Genomic DNA, 23,551 nt, shown 5'->3' with positions numbered 1-23,551 from the left:
TGAAATTTTTTTAAATTTATACTTAGTATTTTATTGACATTTATAAAATTCGTACATATAATTTTATTAAATTATATTTTTCTATTAAGAGGGAGTAGTAGTAAATATAGCATCAACATACGCGACTAATTAGTCTGGTGTTATATACCTATTAGGTTACGAGACTTTTAATATAACTTTTATAAATTTATAAAAGTTATATTAAAAGTCTCTTTTTTTATACCTATCCCATAGATAATATCATTTTTATAATTTTAATTATAGGAGGAATCTATATGAACAAATTTTTTTCAAAGACTTCTGATGAAATATTAAAAAGTTTTAATGTTACTAAAGAAGGTTTAAATGATGCTCAAGTAGCTGAAAACATAAAACACTATGGTTATAATGAACTAACTGAAAAAAAGAGAGAACCTATCCTTCAAGTATTTTTAAATCAATTTAAGGATTTACTTGTATGCATACTTATTACTGCTGCTATTATATCTATGACTACTGGAAATACAGAAAGCACTCTTGTTATATTTGCAGTTATTCTTCTTAATGCAATACTTGGAACTGTCCAACATTTTAAAGCTGAACAATCTTTAGATAGTCTAAAAGCTCTTTCTTCACCTTCTGCTAAGGTTTTTAGAAATGGATTAAAAATTGAAATACCGTCTAAAAATATTGTGCCTGGTGATATTCTTCTATTAGAAGCTGGTGATTTTATTGCTGCTGATGGACGAATTATCGAAAATTTTTCTCTTCAAGTTAATGAAAGTTCTTTAACTGGAGAATCTGAAAGTGTAAATAAAACTAGTGAGATAATTAATAGTGAAAACCTTGCACTTGGCGATAAAAAAAATATGGTATTCTCCGGTTCACTTGTTACTTATGGTAGAGCATTAGTAGTGGTAACAAATACAGGCATGAATACTGAAATAGGTAAAATAGCTAACTTAATGGAACAAACTCAAGAGAAGAAAACGCCTCTTCAAGCAAATCTAGATGATTTTAGTAAAAAATTAGCATTTTCCATTTTAGGAATCTGTCTAATTGTATTTTGTTTAAGCATTTATAGAGGTACTCCTCTTATTAACTCTTTAATGTTTGCAGTTGCATTAGCAGTTGCCGCTATACCGGAAGCATTAAGTTCAATAGTAACAATTGTACTTGCTCTTGGTACCCAAAAGATGGCAAAAGAAAATGCTATTATAAAGAAACTTAAAGCTGTTGAAGGTTTAGGTTGTGTGTCTATTATCTGCTCTGATAAAACAGGTACACTTACCCAAAATAAAATGACTGTAAAAAAAGTTTATGTTGATAATAAACTTATAGATGGCTTTGATCTAGATTGTAATAACTCAGTTGAAAATTATTTATTAAAAAGTTCTATACTCTGTAATGATTCCACCTCTAAAAACGGAAATGAGATTGGGGATCCAACTGAGATAGCCCTTGTTAATTTAGGGCATAAATTTTCATTAGATGAAACATCTATAAGAAATGAATTTAAAAGATTAAGTGAAATACCTTTTGATTCAGATAGAAAGCTAATGAGTACCCTTCATAACTTTGATAATAAATATTTAATGTTTACTAAAGGTGCATTTGATGTTTTATTAGACAGAATTAAATATATTAAAACTTCTGAAGGTATAAAAGAAATAACATATGAAGATAAGCAAAACATAATCAATACAAATAAAAGCCTGTCTGAAAATGGATTAAGAGTTTTAGCCTTTGCTTATAAAGAGATTAGCACTATTAAAGATTTAACATTATTAGATGAATATAATTACACATTTATAGGATTAATTTCAATGATAGATCCTCCAAGGGAAGAATCTGCTTCTGCTGTTGCTGACTGCAGAACTGCTGGAATAAAACCTATTATGATTACAGGTGACCATAAAATAACAGCTTCTGCAATAGCTAAACAAATTGGTATTATAGATGATAATGATAGAGCTATTGAAGGTTTAGAGTTAGATAAAATGTCTGATGAAGAACTAAAGAAAAATATAGAACATATTTCAGTGTACGCTAGAGTTTCTCCAGAGCATAAAATTAGAATAGTAAAAGCTTGGCAAGAAAAAGGACAAATAGTTGCAATGACTGGTGATGGTGTAAATGATGCTCCAGCACTTAAACAGGCTGACATAGGCATAGCAATGGGGATAACTGGAACTGAAGTTTCAAAAGATGCTGCTTCAGTAATATTAACAGATGATAATTTTGCTACAATAGTAAAATCTATTGCTAATGGTAGGACTATATATAGCAATATTAAAAATTCGATAAAGTTTCTTTTATCCGGTAATGCATCTGGAATAATAGCAGTATTATACGCTTCATTAATGGCTTTACCAATGCCATTTGCAGCAGTCCATTTATTATTTATAAATTTACTAACTGATAGTTTACCTGCCATAGCGATAGGAATGGAAAAATCCCGTAAAGATTTATTAAAAGATTCCCCTAGAAAAGCTAATGAATCAATACTCTCTAAAAATTTTATATTAGAAATTGCTTTTGAAGGATTGATTATTGGTATATTTACAATAATATCATTCTATATAGGATTAAAATCAAGTCCTGCTATTGGATCTACTATGGCCTTTGCTACTTTATGTTTAGCTAGACTATTCCATGGTTTTAATTGTAGAGGTAATAAATCTATATTTAAACTTGGTTTATTTACAAATAAATATAGCTTAATAGCTTTTGCTATAGGATTAATATTATTAAATTTAGTTTTATTTATTCCATTTTTACAATCATTATTTGAAGTTAGTTCTCTTAACTCATCACAAATTACTTCAATTTATTTATTAGCATTCTTACCTACTTTAATTATTCAAATTTCAAAAATAATTAAGGATATAATAAATTCTAAGAAAAATACTTCTTACGAAAAATCAACAGAGTATGAAGAAAAACTTGAAAAGATTGCTTAGTAATAAAGGGTGCTATTTAGCACCCTTTACTTCATTAAAAGCTTTAAAATTTTTATTTTTTCTCCATATGGAGCAAATCTTATAGGTAATTCAAAAAAAGTACCTCTTTTTATAACAGATTTTTTATGACTAAAAGTATCAAAACTAGCTTTTCCATGATATTCACCTAATCCACTACTTCCTACTCCTCCAAAAGGTAAATAAGTAGATGCAACATGAATAATAGTATCATTTATAGTTACTCCACCAGAAGTAGTATTTTTTAGCACATATTCTATGCTTTTTTTATTTTCAGAAAAATAATATAAGGCCAATGGCTTTTCCCTTAAATTAACGTAATTTATAACCTGTTTTATATCATCAAATTCAATTACAGGTAATATAGGTCCAAATATCTCCTCATTAAGTACTTTGCTATTTTCTTTTAAGTTCGTTAAAATTGTTGGTTCTATATAATTGCTTTCAATGTTATAATTTCCACCAAAATATATATCTCCATCCTTCATATAATCAATTAATCTTCTAGTTGTACATTCATTGACAATTCTAGGTAAGTCTTTACTATTCTTTATATCATCACCAAATTGAGCTTTTATCTCTTTAGCCACTGCCAATAAAAACTTATCTTTTATATTCTTGTGAACATATAAATAATCCGGAGCTACACAAGTTTGACCAGCATTTAAAAATTTCCCCCAAACTAATCTTTTAGCAGAAATATCAATTTTAGCATCTTTATCTACTATACAAGGACTTTTTCCACCTAATTCTAATGTCACTGGAATTAGATTTTTAGCTGCCTTTTCCATTACTATTTTTCCAACTTGTACACTTCCAGTGAAGAATATATAATCAAACTTTAAATCTAATAAATAGGTTACAACTTCTTTTCCTCCAAGAGGATTTACAACTTTTATATAATTTTCATCAAAGTTTTCATTAATTAATTTTTCTATTAATTTAGCTGTATCTATAGTATTCTCAGAAGGTTTTACTATTGCACAGTTTCCTGATGATATTGCTCCAACTAAAGGTGCAAATACCAGTTGAAATGGATAATTAAATGGACCTATTATTAAGCAAACACCGTAAGGCTCTTTATATATGTAGCTTCTAGCTGGAAAATGTACTATTGACGTTCTCCTTGTTTCCTTTTTAGCCCATTTTTTCACATTCTTTATATGAAGATTTATTTCATCATATACTAATCCAATTTCAGTAGCATAAGTTTCAAAAGCAGATTTACTTAAATCCTTTTTTAACGCATTAATTATTTTATCCTCATTGTCTTTTATAATTCTCTTAAGTTTCTCTAAGTTTTCTATCCTAAATTCTACATCTTTAGTTTTTCCCTCATAAAAAAATTTTTTTTGGTAGTTAAAAATTTCTAATATATCCCTCATATTCTCATCCTTTTAACTAATTTTATTTATTTAAAATTTTATCATAAACTAAATTATCTTTAAATATTTTTAGAGGTATTTTAAACTCTGGCATTCCAAATGCATAAGGAGCTATTTCATAATAATCAAAATAAACTACTAGGTTACCATCTTCTATATAAAAACCTTGTTCTTCGCTAATTCCTTTAAAACCATCTTTACCTTGAAAATAATTATTTGGATTTTTAGAAATTTCTTCACTTATAATTTTATTTATAAAACATTTATAATCATAGTTTTCTTTAAACAAGTTAGCTAATTTAATTTTATTACCTTTATCCATATCTATGTTATAAGATTTTCTAGTGGTTATTCCGTGTGCCCCTCCAGTATATTGATAATAATCTATGTATAGACTTAATATTTCATTTTTATTTTTTACTATGTAATTTGATGTCAATTCGTAAGGAAAAACAGGTTCCTCTACTTTAGGAGCTCCAAAATAATCCTTTGCCAACTTTTCCACATCCATTATCCACATTTCAGTCCACTCACTAATTTCATTGTTGATAACTTTTTCTTGCTCTTTATTCTTCAAACAATTTATTTGAGGGATTTTGACATTAATTTTCAAATACTTGTAATCCTTTGTAATTTTCTTATCCACAACACAATTGCTTTCGACAATATTAGGTTGAAAATTTATTAACAACGCCTGTGGACAAATGTGGACAAGTTCTAATATAGTTATAAAAGTTATAATTAACCTATTGAATAACTTCATTTTATACTTCCTCCCTTTTCTACAATTAATAATAAATTCTATAGTGTTTTTATTATTATCTACATCATTGTTGATAATTATTAATAATCATATCAACAATTTTTTCACAAGTTATCCACAACCCTTTGTGGATTATGTGTACAAAATCCAGTTTTTCCCTAAGGCAAGCTGTTAAAAGTTTAATTTTTCTATTAATTTATCTTATAAACCCTTATAATTACTGGCTTCTATCTACCTGTGGATAACTTTTATAATGATAATTTTAATTTTTTTATTATTCTAACTTACTATAATTTTTTCTAAGAAAACTTTAAAAATAAAAAAGTAAGTTTAGAAAAAACAAATTTTCTAAACTTACCCTTAATATTTATAAATTTTAATTATCTACCTCTTTAGTTTTTCCAGAATTTTTTATTAACATTCCTAACGATCTTAATTCTTCATTAGTTAAATCTCTCCACTCACCAATCTTAAGATTTCCTAGCTTAATATTCATTATTCTTATTCTTTTTAATTTAACCACATTATAACCTAATGCACTAGTCATTCTTCTTATTTGCCTATTCATTCCTTGAGTTAATATTATTCTAAAGGTTCTTTCTCCCTCTTTAGTAACAATACATTTTTTTGTTACAGTTCCTAATATTTCAACTCCATTTGCCATAGATTTTATAAATTTATCATCTATAGGTTTATCTACCGTTACTATATATTCTTTCTCATGATTATTTCCAGCTCTTAAGATCTTATTAACTATATCTCCATCATTAGTTAATAAAATTAATCCTTGTGAATCTTTATCTAATCTTCCTATGTGGAATATTCTTTTATCATGCTTTATAAAATCTACTATATTTCCTTTTATTTTCTTCTCTGTTGTACATGTAATTCCAACAGGCTTATTTAATGCTATATAAACTAATTCCTCTTCTTTTCTAATTAACTTTCCATCTACTTTTACTTTTTGATTAGATAATACTCTAGTTCCCATTGATGCTTTTTCACCATCAATAGTTACTCTACCACTTTCAATTAATTTATCAGCTTCTCTTCTTGAACACATTCCTGTTTCACTTATATATTTATTTAACCTTATTGAATCGCCTCTATCATCATGTATAATTATAGAATTATTTTCTTTAGGTATTTTCTTCATCTTTTGTATCACCTTCTATAGTTTTTGGTTTAGGATTAAAATTATGCTGATTCCCTGAATTATTATATTTTACATAAATACCACTCTCATTTATAAAAGCTTCCGTTTCATGTAAAGTGCCATATTCTACTGGCTTTCCTGTAATGACTACAGTTACTCCATCGTTAGGAATCATATCATTTTGAAATGCATAATTTAATATTTTACACAGTCCATCATCTACGTCATTATCTAATATATCTAATGAACTTAACATTTCTTCACCTTTAGTAGTAGGGCTATACGCTTTTATAATCCTATTAAAATAATTTACTTCTAATTTAACAGAAGAAGTAGTCTCTATTATTACAGTATTATTTACACTTTTATACTTATGCACTATCAGTCCTACCATAAATATTAATAGTAATATTAATATTGATATATGTAACTTATAGTGCTTTATTCCCTTTTTTATTTCTCCATGAACCTCCATACCAATTTCATGAGATTCTTTAACTTTTATATTTTTAAATTCACCTTTAGATGTAAGTATAATACATGAATTAAATTTATTTAAAACAACTATTCCTGAAAATTCTTTTATTTTCTTTAACTGCTTTTCTTCATTTATTTCATTTACTCCTAATATACTCACATTTTCTTCTATTTTTAAATAATCTTGAATATATCCATACTTAGGGTTTGCTAAAATAGTTACATACGTTATTATATAATCTCTCCAAGTTTCTAAAAAACCCCTTGCTATAGGCATTCTTTTTATTAACTTCCCTATTGGCAACTCATTTTTCTCAATTAAATAATCATATATTTCAAATTCCCCTAAAATAAAATAAGCAATATTTAAAATTAAATTTCTAGTAGAATATTGTGGTTCATCCGTTGTCAAATCTTTAAATAAAATCTTATAATTATTTAGTTCCTCTGCTAATAGAACTATTTCTTCTCTATGCTTTTCATAATCTCCTTCCTTGACTATACTAAGTGGAGTCTTTGAAGAAAACTTATATTTATCCTTTTCAAAATCGCTCATTTTTCTCCTCCATAAGCATTAGATATCCTTTGATGATACTAAAGTTCCTTTAACTATATATCTTTCTTTTGCCCCCACTGTGCATGTTACTAGGGTTATAGTTGCATCTTTTGTGTTTTCTAATACATCTACTCTATCAGGAGCTACAACAAAACCATCATCTACTTTATATATAAATTCTTTTCCTTTGCTCTTAACTATAATATCATCGCCTTTTTTAACTTTATATAAATTTATAAAGGCTTCTGAATAATTTGATACTCTATGTCCTGCTACTGCGAAATTTCCCTTTTCTCCTGGTTCAGCTGTTCCTTCAAAATGGCCTAAATAATATTGAAGAACATCGTCTGTTATCCCCTCTACTAAACCTTGTGATAAATTAATTGACGGTATTTCAACTAAAGCTACTGGTTTATATCCATCTATTGTAGTTGGTTCATTTTCTTTTCCCTCTGATCCCTCATCTTTTATTACATCTTGTAATATTTGCTGTAACTGTTGTTGCTTTTTATTAGTTTGAATTTTATTATAGACAGTAAAACTTATTAAAAAAATACCTACACAAATTAAAATTAGTCCTATTCCCCTTCTAAACTTTTCTTTCACCACAAAACCCTCCACCTTATAACATTTATTTTTTTTTTACATATATTATATCATAACAATGTATTTTTTTATGATATATATTCTATAAAATTTCAACTTATCTATCTCTATCTTCGAGGTGATTTTATGAATAAAAAAGTTATTTATGTTGACTTTGTTTTTAGAAAAAAAAGAACCTCATCATACAAATTTCATTTTCTTTCACTACTTAATCTTAAAATAAAATATTTTCTATATAGTTTTTTTAAGAAAGAAGAAGTTTATGAGTCTAAAATCTATCCTTTCAAAAAAATATTATAAGTATAAGTACCTTTATGATAAAATAAGCTTATTATATTTTATTTTAGAGGTGAAAGCGTATGAGAATAGGATTAGGATATGACGTACATCGTTTAGTAGCAGAAAGAAAACTAATATTAGGTGGGGTCGATATACCTTATAAAAAAGGTTTACTTGGACATTCTGACGCAGATGTACTTGTCCATGCTATAATGGATTCTCTTTTAGGTGCATCGGCACTTGGTGATATAGGAAAACATTTTCCTGACACAGATCCTAAATATAAAGGAATTTCTAGTATAAGTCTTCTAGAAGAAGTAGGTAAACTATTGGTCAAAAATGGATATTCTATAAACAACATAGATTCAACCATTATTGCACAAAAACCTAAAATGGCTCCTCATATCCAAACAATGAGAGAAAATATAGCTAATGCTCTTAAAATTAATTTAGATCAAATAAATGTTAAAGCAACAACTGAAGAAGGACTTGGTTTTACAGGTAAAGAAGAAGGAATTTCTTCTCAAAGCATCTGTTTGCTTAGTAAAATTAATAAAAAATAAGAGCTTAAAAAGCTCTTATTTTTTTCTCCAGTGCCAGTATATAGCTATTATTGCGCATATACCCATTAAATATGGATAAAATAAATATTTCATTATTCCAAATGGTGATATAACAGCTAGTCCAGCTGCTGATATTAATTGTGCTCCATAAGGTATTATCCCCTGAAATACACATGAGAACATGTCCATTATTCCTGCAACTCTTTTAGGTTCTAAATCAAATTCATCTGATATATCCTTTGCTATAGGACCTACTGTTACAATAGCTACAGTATTATTTGCAGTACATATATCAACTAAACTTACTAAAGTAGCAATTCCAAACTCTGCTCCCCTTTTAGATTTAAAGTTTTTAAGACCCTTATGAAGTATGAACTCTATTCCACCATTAAATTTTATTATTTCAATTGTTCCAGCTATTAATAATGATATTATTATAAGTTCACTCATTCCACTTATCCCATTTGATATAGATCCAAATAAACCTACTAAATTGAAACTACCATAAGCTAATCCTATAATTGCAGATATTAGTATTCCACCTAGTAAAACTAAAATTACATTTACTCCAGCTAGTGCAGATGCTATTACAGCTATATATGGAAGTATCTTAACAAAAGTATATTCAACAGTTTCTACATTTGTAACATTAGCCCCCTTTGTTAAAAACCAAAGAATTAATGCAGTTGCTATTGCTGCTGGTAAAACTATTTTAAAATTCATTTTAAATTTATCTTTCATTTCACAGCCTTGAGTTCTTGTTGCTGCAATTGTAGTATCTGATATTATTGATAAATTATCTCCAAACATAGATCCACTTACAACAGCACCTACTGCTAATGCTGCAGTAATTCCTGTTCTGTCTGCTATTCCTACTGCAATTGGAACTAATGCCACTATTGTTCCCATGGAAGTACCAACTGATAATGCTATAAAACAAGCTATTATAAACATTCCTGGTATTAATAAACTACTTGGAAGTAACGATAATCCTAAATTTACAGTTGAATCAACGGCTCCCATATCTCTTGCAGTTTGTGCAAAAGCTCCAGCTAAAATAAATATTAATACCATCAATAATATATTAGGGTTTCCTGCCCCCTTACAAAAAGTTTCAACTTTAGTTTCAAACTTTTCCTTTCTATTCATAATTATAGCAGTTAATGCTGCTGCTAAAAAAGGTACTATAACCGATACTGCATAAAAATCTTTAGCTATTAAAGATATTCCTAAATATACTACTATAAATATGCCTAAAGGTAACAATGCTAATGCTGATGATTTACTTTCCATCTCTTCTCCTCCTGTTTTATAAAGCTTCCTTTTAAACCGTCATTAATAAAAAAAGCTTCTGATTTTATCAGAAGCTTAAATAACTTATTTAAAAAAGTATATACTACGCCTCTTATCTACCAGGTTTAACCTGCAGGATTTAGCACCATAAAAACTAATGACTGTCTTTTGGTTGCTGGGTTTCATAGGGCCAGTCCCTCCACCACTCTTGATAAGATATTATTTTTTTAATTTTTTCTATTTCATATTATCAATTTAATACTAATCTGTCAATATAAAAATTATATTTATATATTATATTTAAAATCTAGTTAATATATTACTAATATAATAAAACATTAAATTGAAAAATAAAAAAAGATTAGCTTATGCTAATCTTTAATGGTGCGTCATCAGGGATTCGAACCCGGGACACCCTGATTAAGAGTCAGGTGCTCTACCAACTGAGCTAATAACGCATATGGAGCGGGTGATGAGAATCGAACTCACGTAACTTGCTTGGAAGGCAAGGGCTCTACCATTGAGCTACACCCGCATGTCTTACTGACAGTAATTATTATAATATACATAATAATTACTGTCAATAGTTTTTTTAATATTCTAAATAACTTCTGTGAGAGATTTCAATAAAATATCTTTAAATTTCTCACCTATACTTTTATCTTCTACTGCATTTCTACAAATTTCTAGCCACTTTTCTGTATTCACGCTGACACGTTCTTCAAATTCACTTTCTGTTGAAGTCATATAACTAGATGAAATTACAAATTCACCTAACTCTTCTGCATTTTTAAATATCTTTATATATAAAAATTCTGTCTGATCTCCATACCACGTTCTATTAAACTCTCTAACGAATTTTAATATTTCGGGAAGGACTTTTCCAGTTGGTAAATCCCAACACTTCTTCAACATTTGTAATTGCTTTGTCATTTTAACAGATTCTTCTTTAGTTATTTTCTTGCTAACTTCTGCATCTTTTATTATTTTTTCAACTGATATATTTGGTACTTTTAAAATTAGTCTATCTTTACCATAGATCCACTTATAAAAAGCTTCCTGTAAAAAGGAATATTGAATATACCCCAATAATGCTTTTTCATCTGGAAAATAGCTCCATATATTATTTAGACCATTATTCCTAGAGTAAATTAATGTGTGAATGTAAAGGCTCTTATCTGTTGGGGGTGTATCCATAAACATATGTCCTCTTATCGTTTTGTTCTCACTTATAAGATTTTCCCAGTAGTCAAAAGAGTTGTAATTATGTCTCACCTTTATCACCTTTCTTTCTACTATATAATATATTATATAGTATAACGTACCATCTTTTCAAGTTATTTCATCGCGTATTAAAGGTTATTAAAAATCATTTTTATGAATAAACATTCTGAAAACTTCCTGTTAATACCTTTGAAATTCAACTATTTTTCCCTTATAATTTATATAAGGATAGTATAAAAGGAGGCTTTGCTTTGTACCACTGTGAAATTTGCGGCGCACCAGCAGATATTCATCATATAGTCCACAAACATGAAGGTGGATACGATTTTGATTTAAATTATAAATATCTTTGTAACCTTCATCACAGAGGAAAAAATGGTCCTCATAATTGCATTGAAACTGATTTAAAGTACAAACTCGAATTACAGGATAAACTGTACAAGCTTCTTCCAAAAGATCACTATAATGCAAAAGAACTTCTAGAAATCTTAAGATTACCTAGTTGCTCTCTTAAAAGATTAATTAAAAATCTTAAGCTATATAAAGAAGGTTATCTTAAAGATGAAATTATTAAAAACCTTATGGGTGGAAAACTTTATTTCCATTCTATGTTAGATGAACTTGAACTTGAACGTTTATTTAATAATATTAATATTAGCTAAAAATTAGCTTATTATTCAATATAGAGAGACTTTAATTACCACTTTTCATTATTTTAAAAATTTATTACAACAAAAAAAGTAACACAATTAATTGTGTTACTTTTTTGGAGCGGAAGACGGGATTCGAACCCGCAACTTTCACCTTGGCAAGGTGACACTCTACCGTTGAGTCACTTCCGCAAATTATATATAATTTGGTGCAGATGAAGGGAGTCGAACCCCCACGCCAATGGCGCTAGATCCTAAGTCTAGTGCGTCTGCCAATTTCGCCACATCTGCTTATCTTATATATTAATTATATAAAATACATAAAAGAAAATCAAGATGGAAATTAACTAATTATCCTTTTATTTATATGTTGACATTAATATTTTATATCATTATAATTAATAGCAAATAATAAAAAAATACGTTGAAGAGAAGAGTAAACTAATCCTTCATTTCCAGAGAGAGAATACACTTGGTGTAAGTATTCTTATATGAACTTAGTTGAAAACCACCTCTGAGTGACTCTAATAAAGTCCGTTTTATCACGTTACGATAATTACTTAAGTGGCCTATTTTATTAGGTAATTAAGGGTGGAACCGCGGGAAGTTTTTGCTCTCGTCCCTTTTCTATATATTATTATTTATGTAGAAATTGTGATGAGAGCTTTTTTTATTTATTAAATTATTATTTTGTTTATAATAAATTACGTTTTGAGAGGAGAAAACTATTATGATTAAAATTACTTTAAAAGATGCTTCAGTTAAAGAATTTGAAGCTGGAGTTTCAGTTCTTGATATAGCTAAATCCATTAGTGAAGGTTTAGCTAGAAATGCTTGTTGTGGAATAGTTAATGGAGAAGTTGTAGATTTACGTTACATAGTTAATAAAGACTCTGATCTTGCTATTTGCACTTTTGACTCTAAAGAAGGTAAAGCTGCTTTAAGACATAGCATTTCTCATGTATTAGCTTATGCAGTTAAAAGACTATTCCCTAATGCTAAGTTAGCAATAGGCCCTTCAATAGATAATGGATTCTATTATGATTTTGACTTAGAAAAATCTTTCACTTCTGAGGATTTAGTTAAAATTGAAGATGAAATGAGAAAAATAATAAAAGAAAATCCTCCAATAGAAAGATTTGAACTTTCAAGAACTGAAGCTTTAAAGCTTATGGAAGAAGCTAATGAGCCTTATAAAATTGAATTAATTAATGATTTGGGAAAAGATGAAGTTATTTCATTCTATAAAATTGGTGACTTTACTGATTTATGTGCTGGTCCTCATATAATGTCATTAAAGTCTGTTAAAGCAATTAAACTTATAAGAAGTGCAGGAGCTTATTGGAAGGGTGACGAAAAGAATAAAATGCTTTCAAGAGTTTATGGAACTGCTTTCTTAAAGAAATCTGATTTAGATGCTTATTTAGAAGCTTTAGAAGAAGCTAAGAAAAGAGACCATAATAAACTTGGAAGAGAACTTGGAATATTCACAACTGATGAAAATGTTGGGCAAGGACTTCCTTTAATAATGCCTAAGGGAGCTAAAATAATTCAAACTCTACAAAGATGGGTTGAAGATGAAGAGGATAAAAGAGGTTATGTACTAACTAAAACTCCTTCAATGTCAAAAAATGATTTATTTAAAGTTTCAGGTCACTGGGATCACTATAAAGATGGAATGTTTGTTTTAGGCGACGAAGAAAATGATGATGAAGTTATGGCCTTAAGACCTATGACTTGTCCATTCCAGTTTGCTATTTATAACTCAGATCAACATAGCTACAGAGATCTACCTATAAGATATGCTGAAACATCTACTCTTTATAGAAATGAGTCTTCTGGAGAAATGCATGGATTAATTCGTGTTAGACAATTTACTTTAGCTGATGGTCATATAGTTTGCACACCTGAACAAATCGAGCAAGAATTTAAAGGTTGTGTTGAATTAATTAATCATATAATGAGCACTTTAGGAATAGATGGAGATATATCTTATAGATTCTCTAAATGGGATCCAAATAATACTGAAAAGTATATAAACAATCCTAAAGCTTGGGAAGAAACTCAAGTATTAATGAAAGGTATATTAGATCATCTTAATATAGACTATATAGAAGCTGATGGTGAAGCTGCTTTCTATGGACCTAAATTAGATATCCAATTTAAAAATGTTCATGGAAAAGAAGATACAATAATAACTATTCAAATCGACTTTGCTCTTGCAGAAAGATTTGATATGACTTATATAGATAAAGATGGTAATAAAAAACGTCCTTATGTTATTCATAGATCATCAATCGGATGTTATGAAAGAACTTTAGCAATGCTTATAGAAAAATATGCTGGTGCATTCCCTACTTGGTTAGCTCCAACTCAAGCTATAGTTCTTCCAATATCAGATAAGTATAACGATTATGCTGAATCAATAGTTAAAGATTTCAAAAATTCAGGAATAAGAATTTCAGGAGATTATAGAGCTGAAAAAATCGGATATAAGATTAGAGAAGCTAGACTTGAAAGAATACCTTATATTTTAGTTGTTGGTGAAAAAGAAGCTGCTAATAATGAAGTTGCTGTAAGAAGCAGAAAAAATGGTGAAGAAGGAGCTATACCTACTTCTGAATTAAAAAATAGATTAATATTAGAAATTGCTAATAAAGAAAAATAAAATCTATTTAAATAAAATAGTCACTTACTAAAAGTAAGTGACTATTTCTATATTGTAAATTTAAAATATATAATATAATTAAATATTATACCTTAGTGATGAGAACATCCATGATGATTACATGTATGATTCATTGAAAACTCATGTAATTTATCATCATTAAATGCTTTTATATTATCTGCTATAGTTCCTTCTACAGCTCTGTAAACTTTAATTCCTAAAGAATTTAACTTAGCTATAGCTCCTTGACCAATTCCTCCTACTATTACAGCATCTACAACTTCTCCTGATAATGCTTTTATAGGTTGACATTTTCCATGCTCATGTTCTAAATCTCCATTATCTACAGTTGAAACTTCATCTTTTTCTAAATCACATATTACAAATAGTGGAGCTGATCCAAAGTGTCCGTATGGTACACTCTCCATTCCTTCATTTGATTTAACTGGGAAACAAATTCTCATATCTAATCCTCCTCTAATAAATTTTTACAACAAACCTTCTTAGATTTGCAATTATTTTTACATTTTAAAATGTTAAAATCATTAATATTTAATTTATTATTAATTGAGCTTATATCATCATTTATTAATAAGCTCATAAAATCTATAGCATCTTCTAAAACACTTTTATTTAAGTCATAAATAACATAATAGCCCTTTTTATATCCTGTTATCAAATTAACATCTTTTAATATCTTTATATGTTGAGAAACTGCCGCTTCTGATATATTTAAATGTCTTGCAATACCTTTTGCACATATATTTTTTTTAGATAACAATACTAATATTTTTATTCTTGTTTCATCTCCAACTGCTTTAAAAACTTTAACTTTTTCTTTCATACTTATCCCCTGTTTTAATTAAGTATTTGCTTAATTAAATTATAATACTCTTAATTAAATTTAACAAGTATATTTATAAATAAAAAAAATAATTAAGTCTACAAAAATAGACTTAATTATCTTCATTCTAATTTTCTTTATTGTTATTATCATTTTTCTTTTTATAATATATAACCCCACCACCTATAGCTATTATTACTATTACTCCAATTGCTATAGTTACACCTGTTGATTTTTCTGCCTTTTCTACAGATGAGTCTTTATCAGATTCAGATAACTTATCAAATCCTATTTGTGAAGTTGTTTTATCATTTGTTAAAGTATCTTTATACATTATATAATAAGCTGAGGCTGACCAGCTAAAATTCTTAGTATGTAATCCTTCTCCTGTTTCTGGATTATAATTTTCTCTTATAGGTCCATCACTAATTAACCCTTCTGCATTATCAAATAATTTCTTGGATAAAGTTAATGCATCATCATAATAACCATAATTTTGAAGAGCTTCTACACCATATAGAGCCTGATCTAACCAAACAGGTCCTCTCCAATATTTATTAGGATCAAACTTAGGGTTATCTTTTGAAGCTGTTGGTAATGGAACAAAGGTATTAAACATTTCAGGATCCATCATAGCTTTTCTAACACCTTCAGCTTCTTCTTTTGTTGCCATCTTAGCCCATAGAGGTATCCAACCTTCAGTTCCCTTTCCTCTATTTACAAGAAGCTTCTTTTCACTACCATTATCGTTTATTTGTAAATCATAGAAGAATCCGGTTTCTTTATCATACATATTTTTACTTACATAATCTTTAAGATCTTTAGCTTCCTTTTCATATTTTTTAGAGTCTTTATCTTTTCCTAACTCATCTGCCATTGATTTTAGAAATCCTTTTTCTGCATAAAGATATGCATTTAAATCAACTGATTCTTGATTAATAGAATATCCAACTAGTTTTCCATCTTTATCTTTATTTTCAAAGACTTTAACACCTATATCACCTTCTCCATAACCTTCTTCATCGAATCTAGTAGCATTATCCATTCCACTTTCCCATGCCGCAGCTAATATTCTTTCTTCATCGCTATTATTTAAGTCATGTACCATTCCTCCATATTCAACTACGCCATTCTTATCATGGTCTCTATTTCTATACCACCACTCATGATATGCTACTAATTTAGGATACATCTCATTTAAAAATTCTTTATCTCCCGTAGATTTATATACATTCCAGACTGACCAAGCTGCTAAAGCAGGCTTTGAATTTCTTTCATTCCAATTTCCGCCTTCACCGCCTCTTGCTTCATCTTGATTGTAAAATATAGCATCAATTATAGCTCCTTCATCTTCAGGTCTTATTGAATCCCCTTTTTGTATTTGATAATCAAATAGTGCTTTTATATTATTTTTAGCTAGTTCACCATCAAATTGTGCTGTTGCAACTGCTTGTTTCCATGAATCCCATGCCCAAAATCCAACAAACCATTTATATGATAGTGATGGGATTACTCCATCATGCTTAAGAGCCCCTGCTGCACTTCTCCAGTTAGTCATTAAAGTAATCATTGATTTTACTGCTGCATTTTTATATTTTTCGTCTGTTGTTTTTGTTTCATCCTTAAATGTTTGATTTATATATCCTTGCCAACGAGTTTCGTTATCTGCAAATTGCTTATCTGTATCTGTAAAAATATCTTTTACTTTATCTTTTTCTTTATTTAACTCATCACTTGTAAAAGTGTAACTTTCTGCAGTATATGTTTTAAAATTTTGTTTACTTGGTATCTTAACTACATCATTTAAAATAGTTTTATATGTATTTTCATCTACTGTTGTACTAGTATTCCCCTCATACTTTACTACAAATTTAGTTTGATCATTTGAGAAGAAGGACCAAGTTGATCTTATATTTGAAAAATTCACTTGAACGCCTTCACTATTCGCCTCTAATGTTTGATTTAAATCATAGACTTTATTTCCTTCATCATCTTTCTTTAATGCATAAGGTGATTTATTAAATATATTACCAGTCCATTCAAGCTTTAAGTTAAGTTCTTTATCAGTATTATTAACTATTTCAGTTCTTACTAATGCAGTTCTATTTGTTGCAAATATTAAATCTAAGTTAAGAGTTAAATCTGTTAATTCATATTTTTGAACTAATTTTCCTGGATAAAAATCAAAAGAAGTTTTAGCTGATGTTAGATCATATGGTGCATTTGTATTAGCATCTATTATTTTAATTTTACTAATACTATCAGACATATTTATAGGATATTCTTCTCCTACTATTAACGGACCTGTAAAACCTCCATATAAATTAGTATCCCCTGACTTAGGCAAGTAATAAGCATGCCATGCCCCCATATCAGAAAAAGGATTATCAACATTGGTTGAATAATCATCATTTAGATCAATTTGGGGACTTCCAGTTACATCAAGTACATTTTTAAAATCTGCTATTTGAGCTCTTTTATCTTCTGCTAGTACATTAACAAAACTAAAGTTACCAAATAATGCTGTTGTTACAATAGCTGTCGCTACTATTTTTTGTATATTTTTTATAGCCATCTTAACATTTCTCCTTTTCAAAGTTGTATTACTAATAATAAGTCACATAGTAAATGTTAAAATCCACCACCACTTTACTTATTTTCTCAGTACATTTTTTAGTATGTTAAGATTTCATTTAATTTATTCTATTAATGAACTACGTAAAATTCTCTAATTTTATTATTTTGTCATTAAAATAGCACCCTACAATAAGGTGCTATCTTAAAAGTTTTATTTCTCAAATATTTACAAGATTTAGCACCACACATATACAGTAGGTTGCTAGATTTCTTAGGGCCAGTCCCTCCACAATTCTTAATAAAAGTCTAATTCCCAATTAAATTATATTTTCATTATACACTATACTATAATTCTTTTAACTATTTTTACCATTACATATTAATTATTCTATCTTCTGTAATAATATAATTTACATTAATATCATATTCGTCAACATCTATAGAATTCTTTATTTGAAGTTCATAGGCTAAAGCAACTCTATTACTATTTAATTTTATTTCAGATAAATATCTATCATAGTATCCTCCTCCATATCCTATACGATTTCCTTTAAGATCAAATACTACTCCTGGAACTATTATTAAATCTAATTTATCTTTTTCTATACTTCCTTCAAATGAATTTGGTTCTAATATTCCATAATTATCTTCCATAAGATTATTTAAAGAAGTAATCTGAACTGCCTTCATTTCCTTAATTTCTTTAATTATTTTAGGAACAAATATTTTCTTTCTATCTTTTATAGCTATATTTATAAATTCTTTTGTATTTATCTCACTACCATAATTTATATATACAAAAATATTATTACTATTCTTATATAATTCACTATCTAAAAGTGCCCTTAATATTTTATTATCTTTTTTACATTTTTCTTCCTTACTTAAATCATTTCTAAATTCCAGTACTCTATTTCTTAATTCTTTTTTCTTCATCCATTAACACCTCTTTATATAAATGAATTCGTCATACCTACTTTATTATTAATATAAATTTATATTTCACCAAAATCAATTTACGTTATATTCATATAATTTCACTCTAATAATATTTTATCATATGAAATTTATAGATATCTTAATTTTTATTCTATTTATCTTAATTTAGTATAACTTTTAGCTTGTATAATTATCAATATATATGACATATATATAATATATTAAATATATGTCATATAAGAAAAATATATTTAAATATATTTTTCTTATATATCATTGACTTAATAGAATATTAATACTATACTTAGAGAATACTATAATTAATATATATCGCGGGGTGGAGCAGTTGGCAGCTCGTTGGGCTCATAACCCAAAGGTCGTAGGTTCAAGTCCTGCCCCCGCAACCATATTTCCCATAATGCCGCGGGATGGAGCAGTTGGCAGCTCGTCGGGCTCATAACCCGAAGGTCGTAGGTTCAAGTCCTGCTCCCGCAACCAAAAAAAGAACTATACAAAATGTATAGTTCTTCAGTTTGTTGAAAAACCTCTGTTAAAAAACAGAGGGTTTTTCTATTATTAATTATGAATAAAACTTATATTTAAAATATCATCCAAAATAATACGAATAAAATCTAAAAGTAGCAAAGATAGTCTTGTTGCTATCTTTTTCATATTCTGCACTGCTGCAGTTAGTAGGCATTGCTCGGATACTTTTTCGCGTCCGCGGAAGCGAGCATAGCGAAGCCCATGCAAATTTTTTGAATCTGCGAAGCTTCGCTCAACTGTTTCTTTTCTTCTATTGTAAATTCCCTTTCCTTTTTCAGTTTTAAGAAAGTTCTTATTATCATCTTTATGATTTTCCCAAACATGTCGTCTAATTGTTTTATATTTAGCTTTTTCTCCAAGACACTTATCTTTATGAGGGCAATACATACAAATTTCTTCAAAACATCTATATTCTCTATAGCCTTCGCGAGTCGTAGTTTTATATATTAACGCAACATTATTGGGGCAAATATAGATATCTTTATCATAGTCATAAATATATTTATTCTTAGTATACATTCCTTTTTTATGAGGAGAACGTCTATATGCAACTACTGGTGTTATATCTCTATCTACAATCCCCTTGAAAATAGGATTACTTGAATATCCTGCATCTAAACCAAGATATTTTGGCTTTATACTAAATACTTCTTTAATTCTATCTATTCTATTTAGTATTGGCTCGCTATCGCTGACATTACCAGGGGTAACATGTACATCCATAATAATATTATTTTTACTATCTACAGTTCTATGATCTAAATAAAAGAATCCTTCTGGTTTATTATCTCTCATCATATATCCACTATCAGGATCTGTAGTACTTTTCTTAATTTGCTTTGTTTCTTCTTTTTCTTTTCTTGGTTTTAAAGGTTTTTTATTATGATTTTCTCTATCTAAATTCACATCAATATCTAGTTGTTCTATATACTCTTTAGGTGTTACTTGTACTTCAATTTTTTCAAACTTACGCTTATTAGCATTAGCTTTTATATGTGTTGAATCAGAGTAAAGAATCTTACCACCAACTAATCCTTTTTCCATAGCTTGAAGAACTATATTATCAAATATTTTTTGTGGAATATCAGTACCTTTAAATCTTCTAATTCTATTTTGACTTATTGTAGATGAATCTGGAATTTTTTCAGTAATTGAATAACCTAAAAACCATCTATATGCTAAGTTTACTTCTATGTCTTTAACTAGTTGCCTTTCGGAGCGGATGCCATAAAGATATCCTATAAATAACATTTTAAATAGTACTACTGGATCAACAGCTGGTCGACCATTTGTATGGCAATACAAATCATTAGTTAACTCTCTAATAAATGAAAAATCTATGTATTTATCAATTTTTCTTAATAAATGGTCTTTCGGAACTAATTGTTCTAGCATAACCACTTCCATTTCATTTTGCGCTTGTCTTCTTTCGTTTATCATCACCAAAACCCCTATGTAATAAATTAATATATTTTAAATTATATTACATATTTGTATAAAATTAAAGACTGCTGACACTTTGTCAGCAGTCTGAAGAACTATACAAAATGTATAGTTCTTTTTATATTAATATCCTACTTCATCCCCTACTACTATTACAGTAAATCTACCTGGGAATTTTGCTCCATTATTTACTACTGATAAATAGTTACATACTCTTCCCTTTACAAAACAATCCTCACATATTCCACTTTCAGCACATGGAGTCTTATGATTTATTCTTTTTGCGTTCATTATAGCAACCTTTTTTATTCTAGCTAATGCTTCATCCATATCTTTAACCATCTTATTTGCACCAATAACTACTATTACCTTTTTAGGTCCAAATATCATACCTGCTGCTCTATTACCTGAACAATCCATATTAACAAGTTCTCCAGCTTCTGTTACTGCATTAGTACTAGTTATTAAATAATCAGCTACCATTGATTGTCTCATAATTTCTACAATTTCTACAAAAGGTAGATCTTGATATCTATCATAAAATTTATAATTTCCATTTCTTATAGTATTAACTAAATCCATTTCATTTAAAGTTACCGATCCACCTAATGCAATACTTGATCCTTCTGGAACTAATTCTAAAACCTTTTCTTTTGCCTCCATTACATTATCTACATATATAGCATTATATTTTCTTTCATTTAATATATCTACTAACTTCTTTCCATCGCATTCAAGTTTCCACTTTTTAACCTTGTCCATTTTAAAATTACCCCTTTTCCTAAAAATCATTATTGTTATTATAATATTAACATATTTCTTTCAAGTTAGTAAACCGGTTTTTAAAATTAGTTAATAATTTTCAAATAATTAAATACTTTTGAATAATTTTTTTTCCTTTGCCCAATTATAAGTATATATAATTATATAATAGGTGGGCTTATGAAGAAAAAATTTAATTTCTTAATTTTAACATTAATATTATTCATATTTTTACCATCAAATTTCATTAATGCTAATTCATTAGAAAATAATACTGAACCGAAATATATTATTTATATTGATGTTAACTCTTTTACCTTGAACCTAATTGATAAACAAACTAAAAAAATTGTTAAAACATATCCTGTGGCAGTTGGAAAACCTAAAACACCCTCTCCTATAGGAACATGGCAAATAACAAGCAAAGCCCTTATGAAAGATGCTTATGGAGGGTATTGGATGGGATTAAATGCACCATGGGATACTTTTGGAATTCATGGAACAAATAGACCTGATTCTATTGGTACTATGGCTTCTGGTGGATGTATTAGAATGTATAATCACAACGTTAAAGAATTATTTAATTTAGTTGAATATGGAACTTCAGTAGTCATTAGTGGAGGACCAAATTGGAGATTTTCTCAATATAATAGAGTTATAAAACCTAATGATAAAGGTACAGATGTTTATTTAGTTCAAGTGAAACTTAAAGCTCTTGGCTACTTTCCTTATGATGTTAATGGCATTTATGAACTTTCACTAGAAAATGCTGTGCTTCAATATAGGTCAGAACATCATTTGTCAGAAACAAAAGAAATAGATGGTGAATTTTTAGATTCAATTGGTTTATGGAAATTTGAATAGAAAAAGAGTGCTTTCGCACTCCTTTTCTATTTAAAGAATCTTTTATTTTTTTCTAAAATAAACTTTGCTACTCCATCATCATTATTACTACTTATTACCGCTGTTGCTATTTTCTTTAAACTTTCTGTTGCATTTTCTGTTGCATAACATTCATCAGAAATTTTAAACATTGGAATATCATTAACATTATCACCAAAAGTTATAAGTCTATCTGAATCTACATAATTGGATAGTAAATTTATTGCATTTGCCTTAGAAGCTTCTGAACTATATGCTTCTAAGAAATATCCATCTCCATAAATATCTCTATAATAATCTACAGTAATTCCTTCTATGATTTTAAGTTTATCATATATAGGCTTAACAATTTCTAATTTATCAAAAATTATAAAATTTATAATTTCTGATCCTTCACTTGCCTTATAATAATCCGCTACCTTAATAAAGGTTTTTAAAGGCTTATTACATCTTTCATCATAAAAATTTTCTTCCATACTACAGGTAAAATCCTTATGGTACACCCATAAATGATTATCTTTTATTGCATAAACAAAGCAATTTTTCTTATGTTCCTTAAAAATATCTAATACCTTTATAACTGATGAGTCCTTAATTTTTTTAATATCAATATATTTATTTTCATTTATATCGTATATTAACACACCATTCATCATTGCAACTGGTAACGTAATATGTATTCCTTTTAAAATATCTACTGCTGTGGCGGGTGTCCTTGCTGTAGCTACAGTAAACTGAAGTCCTTTGTTTATTAGTCTATTTAGTTTATCTTTAGAAAAATTACTTATTTCTTTATCACTATTTAATAGTGTACCATCTAAATCTGAAACATATAAATCCATCTTATATCCTCTTCTTCTATAGTTTTAATTTATTATATATTTAAATATTTTTTATTGTTACTATTTTAAGTTTTTAAAATCTAATTAACTCATATAATTTTATACTAGTTTTATTTATGTATACTCTAGTATAATA

General features: G+C 28.1%; 18 protein-coding genes, 6 tRNA genes, 1 pseudogene, 2 riboswitches and 1 other annotated feature. Of the genes and pseudogenes, 7 read left to right on the top strand and 18 right to left on the bottom strand.

The features are described from left to right. Positions 1-275 precede the first annotated feature (275 nt). Positions 276-2,942 (top strand): cation-translocating P-type ATPase, encoded by a 2,667-nt coding sequence (locus tag CP523_RS09545; RefSeq protein WP_120140813.1) that lies wholly within the window; start codon positions 276-278, stop codon positions 2,940-2,942. A 26-nt stretch (positions 2,943-2,968) separates the two neighbouring features. Here CP523_RS09545 and CP523_RS09540 read toward each other — a convergent pair whose 3' ends face one another. From CP523_RS09540 to CP523_RS09520, 5 genes are all read right to left on the bottom strand, one after another. Further along, positions 2,969-4,345 (bottom strand): aldehyde dehydrogenase, encoded by a 1,377-nt coding sequence (locus tag CP523_RS09540; RefSeq protein WP_120140812.1) that lies wholly within the window; start codon positions 4,343-4,345, stop codon positions 2,969-2,971. A gap of 22 nt (positions 4,346-4,367) precedes the next feature. After that, complete coding sequence (locus CP523_RS09535; protein ID WP_066676658.1) at positions 4,368-5,108, bottom strand: DUF3298 and DUF4163 domain-containing protein; 741 nt, start codon at positions 5,106-5,108, stop codon at positions 4,368-4,370. Between the two features lie 376 nt (positions 5,109-5,484). Then, positions 5,485-6,264 (bottom strand): 23S rRNA pseudouridine(2604) synthase RluF, encoded by a 780-nt coding sequence (gene rluF / locus CP523_RS09530; RefSeq protein WP_120140811.1) that lies wholly within the window; start codon positions 6,262-6,264, stop codon positions 5,485-5,487. Further along, the gene (locus CP523_RS09525; RefSeq protein WP_120140810.1) at positions 6,248-7,297 is read right to left on the bottom strand and encodes an anti-sigma factor domain-containing protein; all 1,050 of its coding nucleotides are present in this window, start codon (positions 7,295-7,297) and stop codon (positions 6,248-6,250) included. Before CP523_RS09525 ends, rluF begins: the two co-directional genes overlap by 17 nt. Before the next feature lie 18 nt (positions 7,298-7,315). Continuing rightward, positions 7,316-7,903, bottom strand: a complete 588-nt coding sequence (locus CP523_RS09520; protein WP_120140809.1) for a class D sortase — start codon at positions 7,901-7,903, stop codon at positions 7,316-7,318. Positions 7,904-8,262: 359 nt separating this feature from the next. Between CP523_RS09520 and ispF the strand changes: the two genes are divergently transcribed. After that, positions 8,263-8,745, top strand: a complete 483-nt coding sequence (gene ispF, locus CP523_RS09515) for a 2-C-methyl-D-erythritol 2,4-cyclodiphosphate synthase (RefSeq protein ID WP_120140808.1) — start codon at positions 8,263-8,265, stop codon at positions 8,743-8,745. Positions 8,746-8,760: 15 nt separating this feature from the next. Here ispF and CP523_RS09510 read toward each other — a convergent pair whose 3' ends face one another. The 4 genes from CP523_RS09510 to CP523_RS09495 form a co-directional block, all read right to left on the bottom strand. Beyond that, positions 8,761-10,038, bottom strand: coding sequence for a Na+/H+ antiporter NhaC family protein (locus CP523_RS09510; RefSeq protein ID WP_066679257.1), 1,278 nt, complete (start codon positions 10,036-10,038; stop codon positions 8,761-8,763). 109 nt (positions 10,039-10,147) lie between these two features. Beyond that, positions 10,148-10,256, bottom strand: a riboswitch (SAM riboswitch). A 164-nt stretch (positions 10,257-10,420) separates the two neighbouring features. Further along, positions 10,421-10,496, bottom strand: a tRNA-Lys gene (locus tag CP523_RS09505). Positions 10,497-10,499: 3 nt separating this feature from the next. Next, positions 10,500-10,573: transfer RNA gene (locus CP523_RS09500), tRNA-Gly, on the bottom strand. Positions 10,574-10,638: 65 nt separating this feature from the next. Further along, positions 10,639-11,313: a hypothetical protein gene (locus tag CP523_RS09495; protein WP_066679251.1), complete on the bottom strand. Its 675-nt coding sequence runs from the start codon at positions 11,311-11,313 to the stop codon at positions 10,639-10,641. A gap of 200 nt (positions 11,314-11,513) precedes the next feature. Between CP523_RS09495 and CP523_RS09490 the strand changes: the two genes are divergently transcribed. Further along, complete coding sequence (locus CP523_RS09490) at positions 11,514-11,924, top strand: hypothetical protein (RefSeq protein WP_066679249.1); 411 nt, start codon at positions 11,514-11,516, stop codon at positions 11,922-11,924. Positions 11,925-12,029: 105 nt separating this feature from the next. Here the strand turns inward: CP523_RS09490 and CP523_RS09485 are convergent. Together CP523_RS09485 and CP523_RS09480 are read right to left on the bottom strand one after the other, a co-directional pair. Further along, a tRNA-Gly gene (locus CP523_RS09485) sits at positions 12,030-12,104 on the bottom strand. Positions 12,105-12,119: 15 nt separating this feature from the next. Continuing rightward, a tRNA-Leu gene (locus CP523_RS09480) sits at positions 12,120-12,203 on the bottom strand. Positions 12,204-12,327: 124 nt separating this feature from the next. After that, positions 12,328-12,539, top strand: a binding site (T-box leader). 103 nt (positions 12,540-12,642) lie between these two features. Here CP523_RS09480 and thrS point away from each other — a divergent pair. Then, positions 12,643-14,580, top strand: a complete 1,938-nt coding sequence (thrS, locus tag CP523_RS09475; RefSeq protein ID WP_066679247.1) for a threonine--tRNA ligase — start codon at positions 12,643-12,645, stop codon at positions 14,578-14,580. A gap of 92 nt (positions 14,581-14,672) precedes the next feature. Here thrS and CP523_RS09470 read toward each other — a convergent pair whose 3' ends face one another. The 4 genes from CP523_RS09470 to CP523_RS09455 form a co-directional block, all read right to left on the bottom strand. After that, entirely contained in the window at positions 14,673-15,044 is a 372-nt protein-coding gene (locus CP523_RS09470) for a NifB/NifX family molybdenum-iron cluster-binding protein (protein ID WP_066679243.1), read from the bottom strand. A 2-nt stretch (positions 15,045-15,046) separates the two neighbouring features. After that, positions 15,047-15,424 (bottom strand): metalloregulator ArsR/SmtB family transcription factor, encoded by a 378-nt coding sequence (locus CP523_RS09465; RefSeq protein WP_066679241.1) that lies wholly within the window; start codon positions 15,422-15,424, stop codon positions 15,047-15,049. Between the two features lie 127 nt (positions 15,425-15,551). After that, entirely contained in the window at positions 15,552-17,999 is a 2,448-nt protein-coding gene (locus tag CP523_RS09460) for an MGH1-like glycoside hydrolase domain-containing protein (RefSeq protein ID WP_066678051.1), read from the bottom strand. A gap of 210 nt (positions 18,000-18,209) precedes the next feature. Then, positions 18,210-18,306, bottom strand: a riboswitch (SAM riboswitch). Between the two features lie 67 nt (positions 18,307-18,373). Beyond that, a complete protein-coding gene (locus CP523_RS09455) occupies positions 18,374-18,937 on the bottom strand; it encodes a 5-formyltetrahydrofolate cyclo-ligase (protein ID WP_066678046.1) in 564 nt (187 codons plus the stop codon). Between the two features lie 334 nt (positions 18,938-19,271). Here CP523_RS09455 and CP523_RS09450 point away from each other — a divergent pair. Both CP523_RS09450 and CP523_RS09445 read left to right on the top strand, forming a co-directional pair. Continuing rightward, positions 19,272-19,347 (top strand) — tRNA-Met (locus CP523_RS09450). A 15-nt stretch (positions 19,348-19,362) separates the two neighbouring features. Continuing rightward, a tRNA-Met gene (locus tag CP523_RS09445) sits at positions 19,363-19,438 on the top strand. Between the two features lie 147 nt (positions 19,439-19,585). Here CP523_RS09445 and CP523_RS09440 read toward each other — a convergent pair. Together CP523_RS09440 and CP523_RS09435 are read right to left on the bottom strand one after the other, a co-directional pair. Then, positions 19,586-20,926 (bottom strand): annotated as a pseudogene (locus CP523_RS09440) (IS1182 family transposase); the annotation flags it as partial. Between the two features lie 126 nt (positions 20,927-21,052). Then, positions 21,053-21,691, bottom strand: a complete 639-nt coding sequence (locus CP523_RS09435) for a lactate utilization protein (protein ID WP_066678044.1) — start codon at positions 21,689-21,691, stop codon at positions 21,053-21,055. A 180-nt stretch (positions 21,692-21,871) separates the two neighbouring features. On the opposite strand from CP523_RS09435, the gene CP523_RS09430 reads away from it, so the two are divergent. Then, positions 21,872-22,555, top strand: a complete 684-nt coding sequence (locus CP523_RS09430) for a L,D-transpeptidase family protein (protein WP_066678042.1) — start codon at positions 21,872-21,874, stop codon at positions 22,553-22,555. 26 nt (positions 22,556-22,581) lie between these two features. On the opposite strand, the gene CP523_RS09425 is transcribed toward CP523_RS09430, so the two are convergent. Continuing rightward, positions 22,582-23,415, bottom strand: a complete 834-nt coding sequence (locus CP523_RS09425) for an HAD family hydrolase (RefSeq protein WP_120140807.1) — start codon at positions 23,413-23,415, stop codon at positions 22,582-22,584. Positions 23,416-23,551 lie beyond the last annotated feature (136 nt).

The sequence above is a fragment of the Clostridium septicum genome, assembly GCF_003606265.1.
Taxonomy (GTDB): Bacteria; Bacillota; Clostridia; order Clostridiales; family Clostridiaceae; genus Clostridium; species Clostridium septicum.
This window is presented reverse-complemented; position numbering and strand designations above follow the sequence as displayed.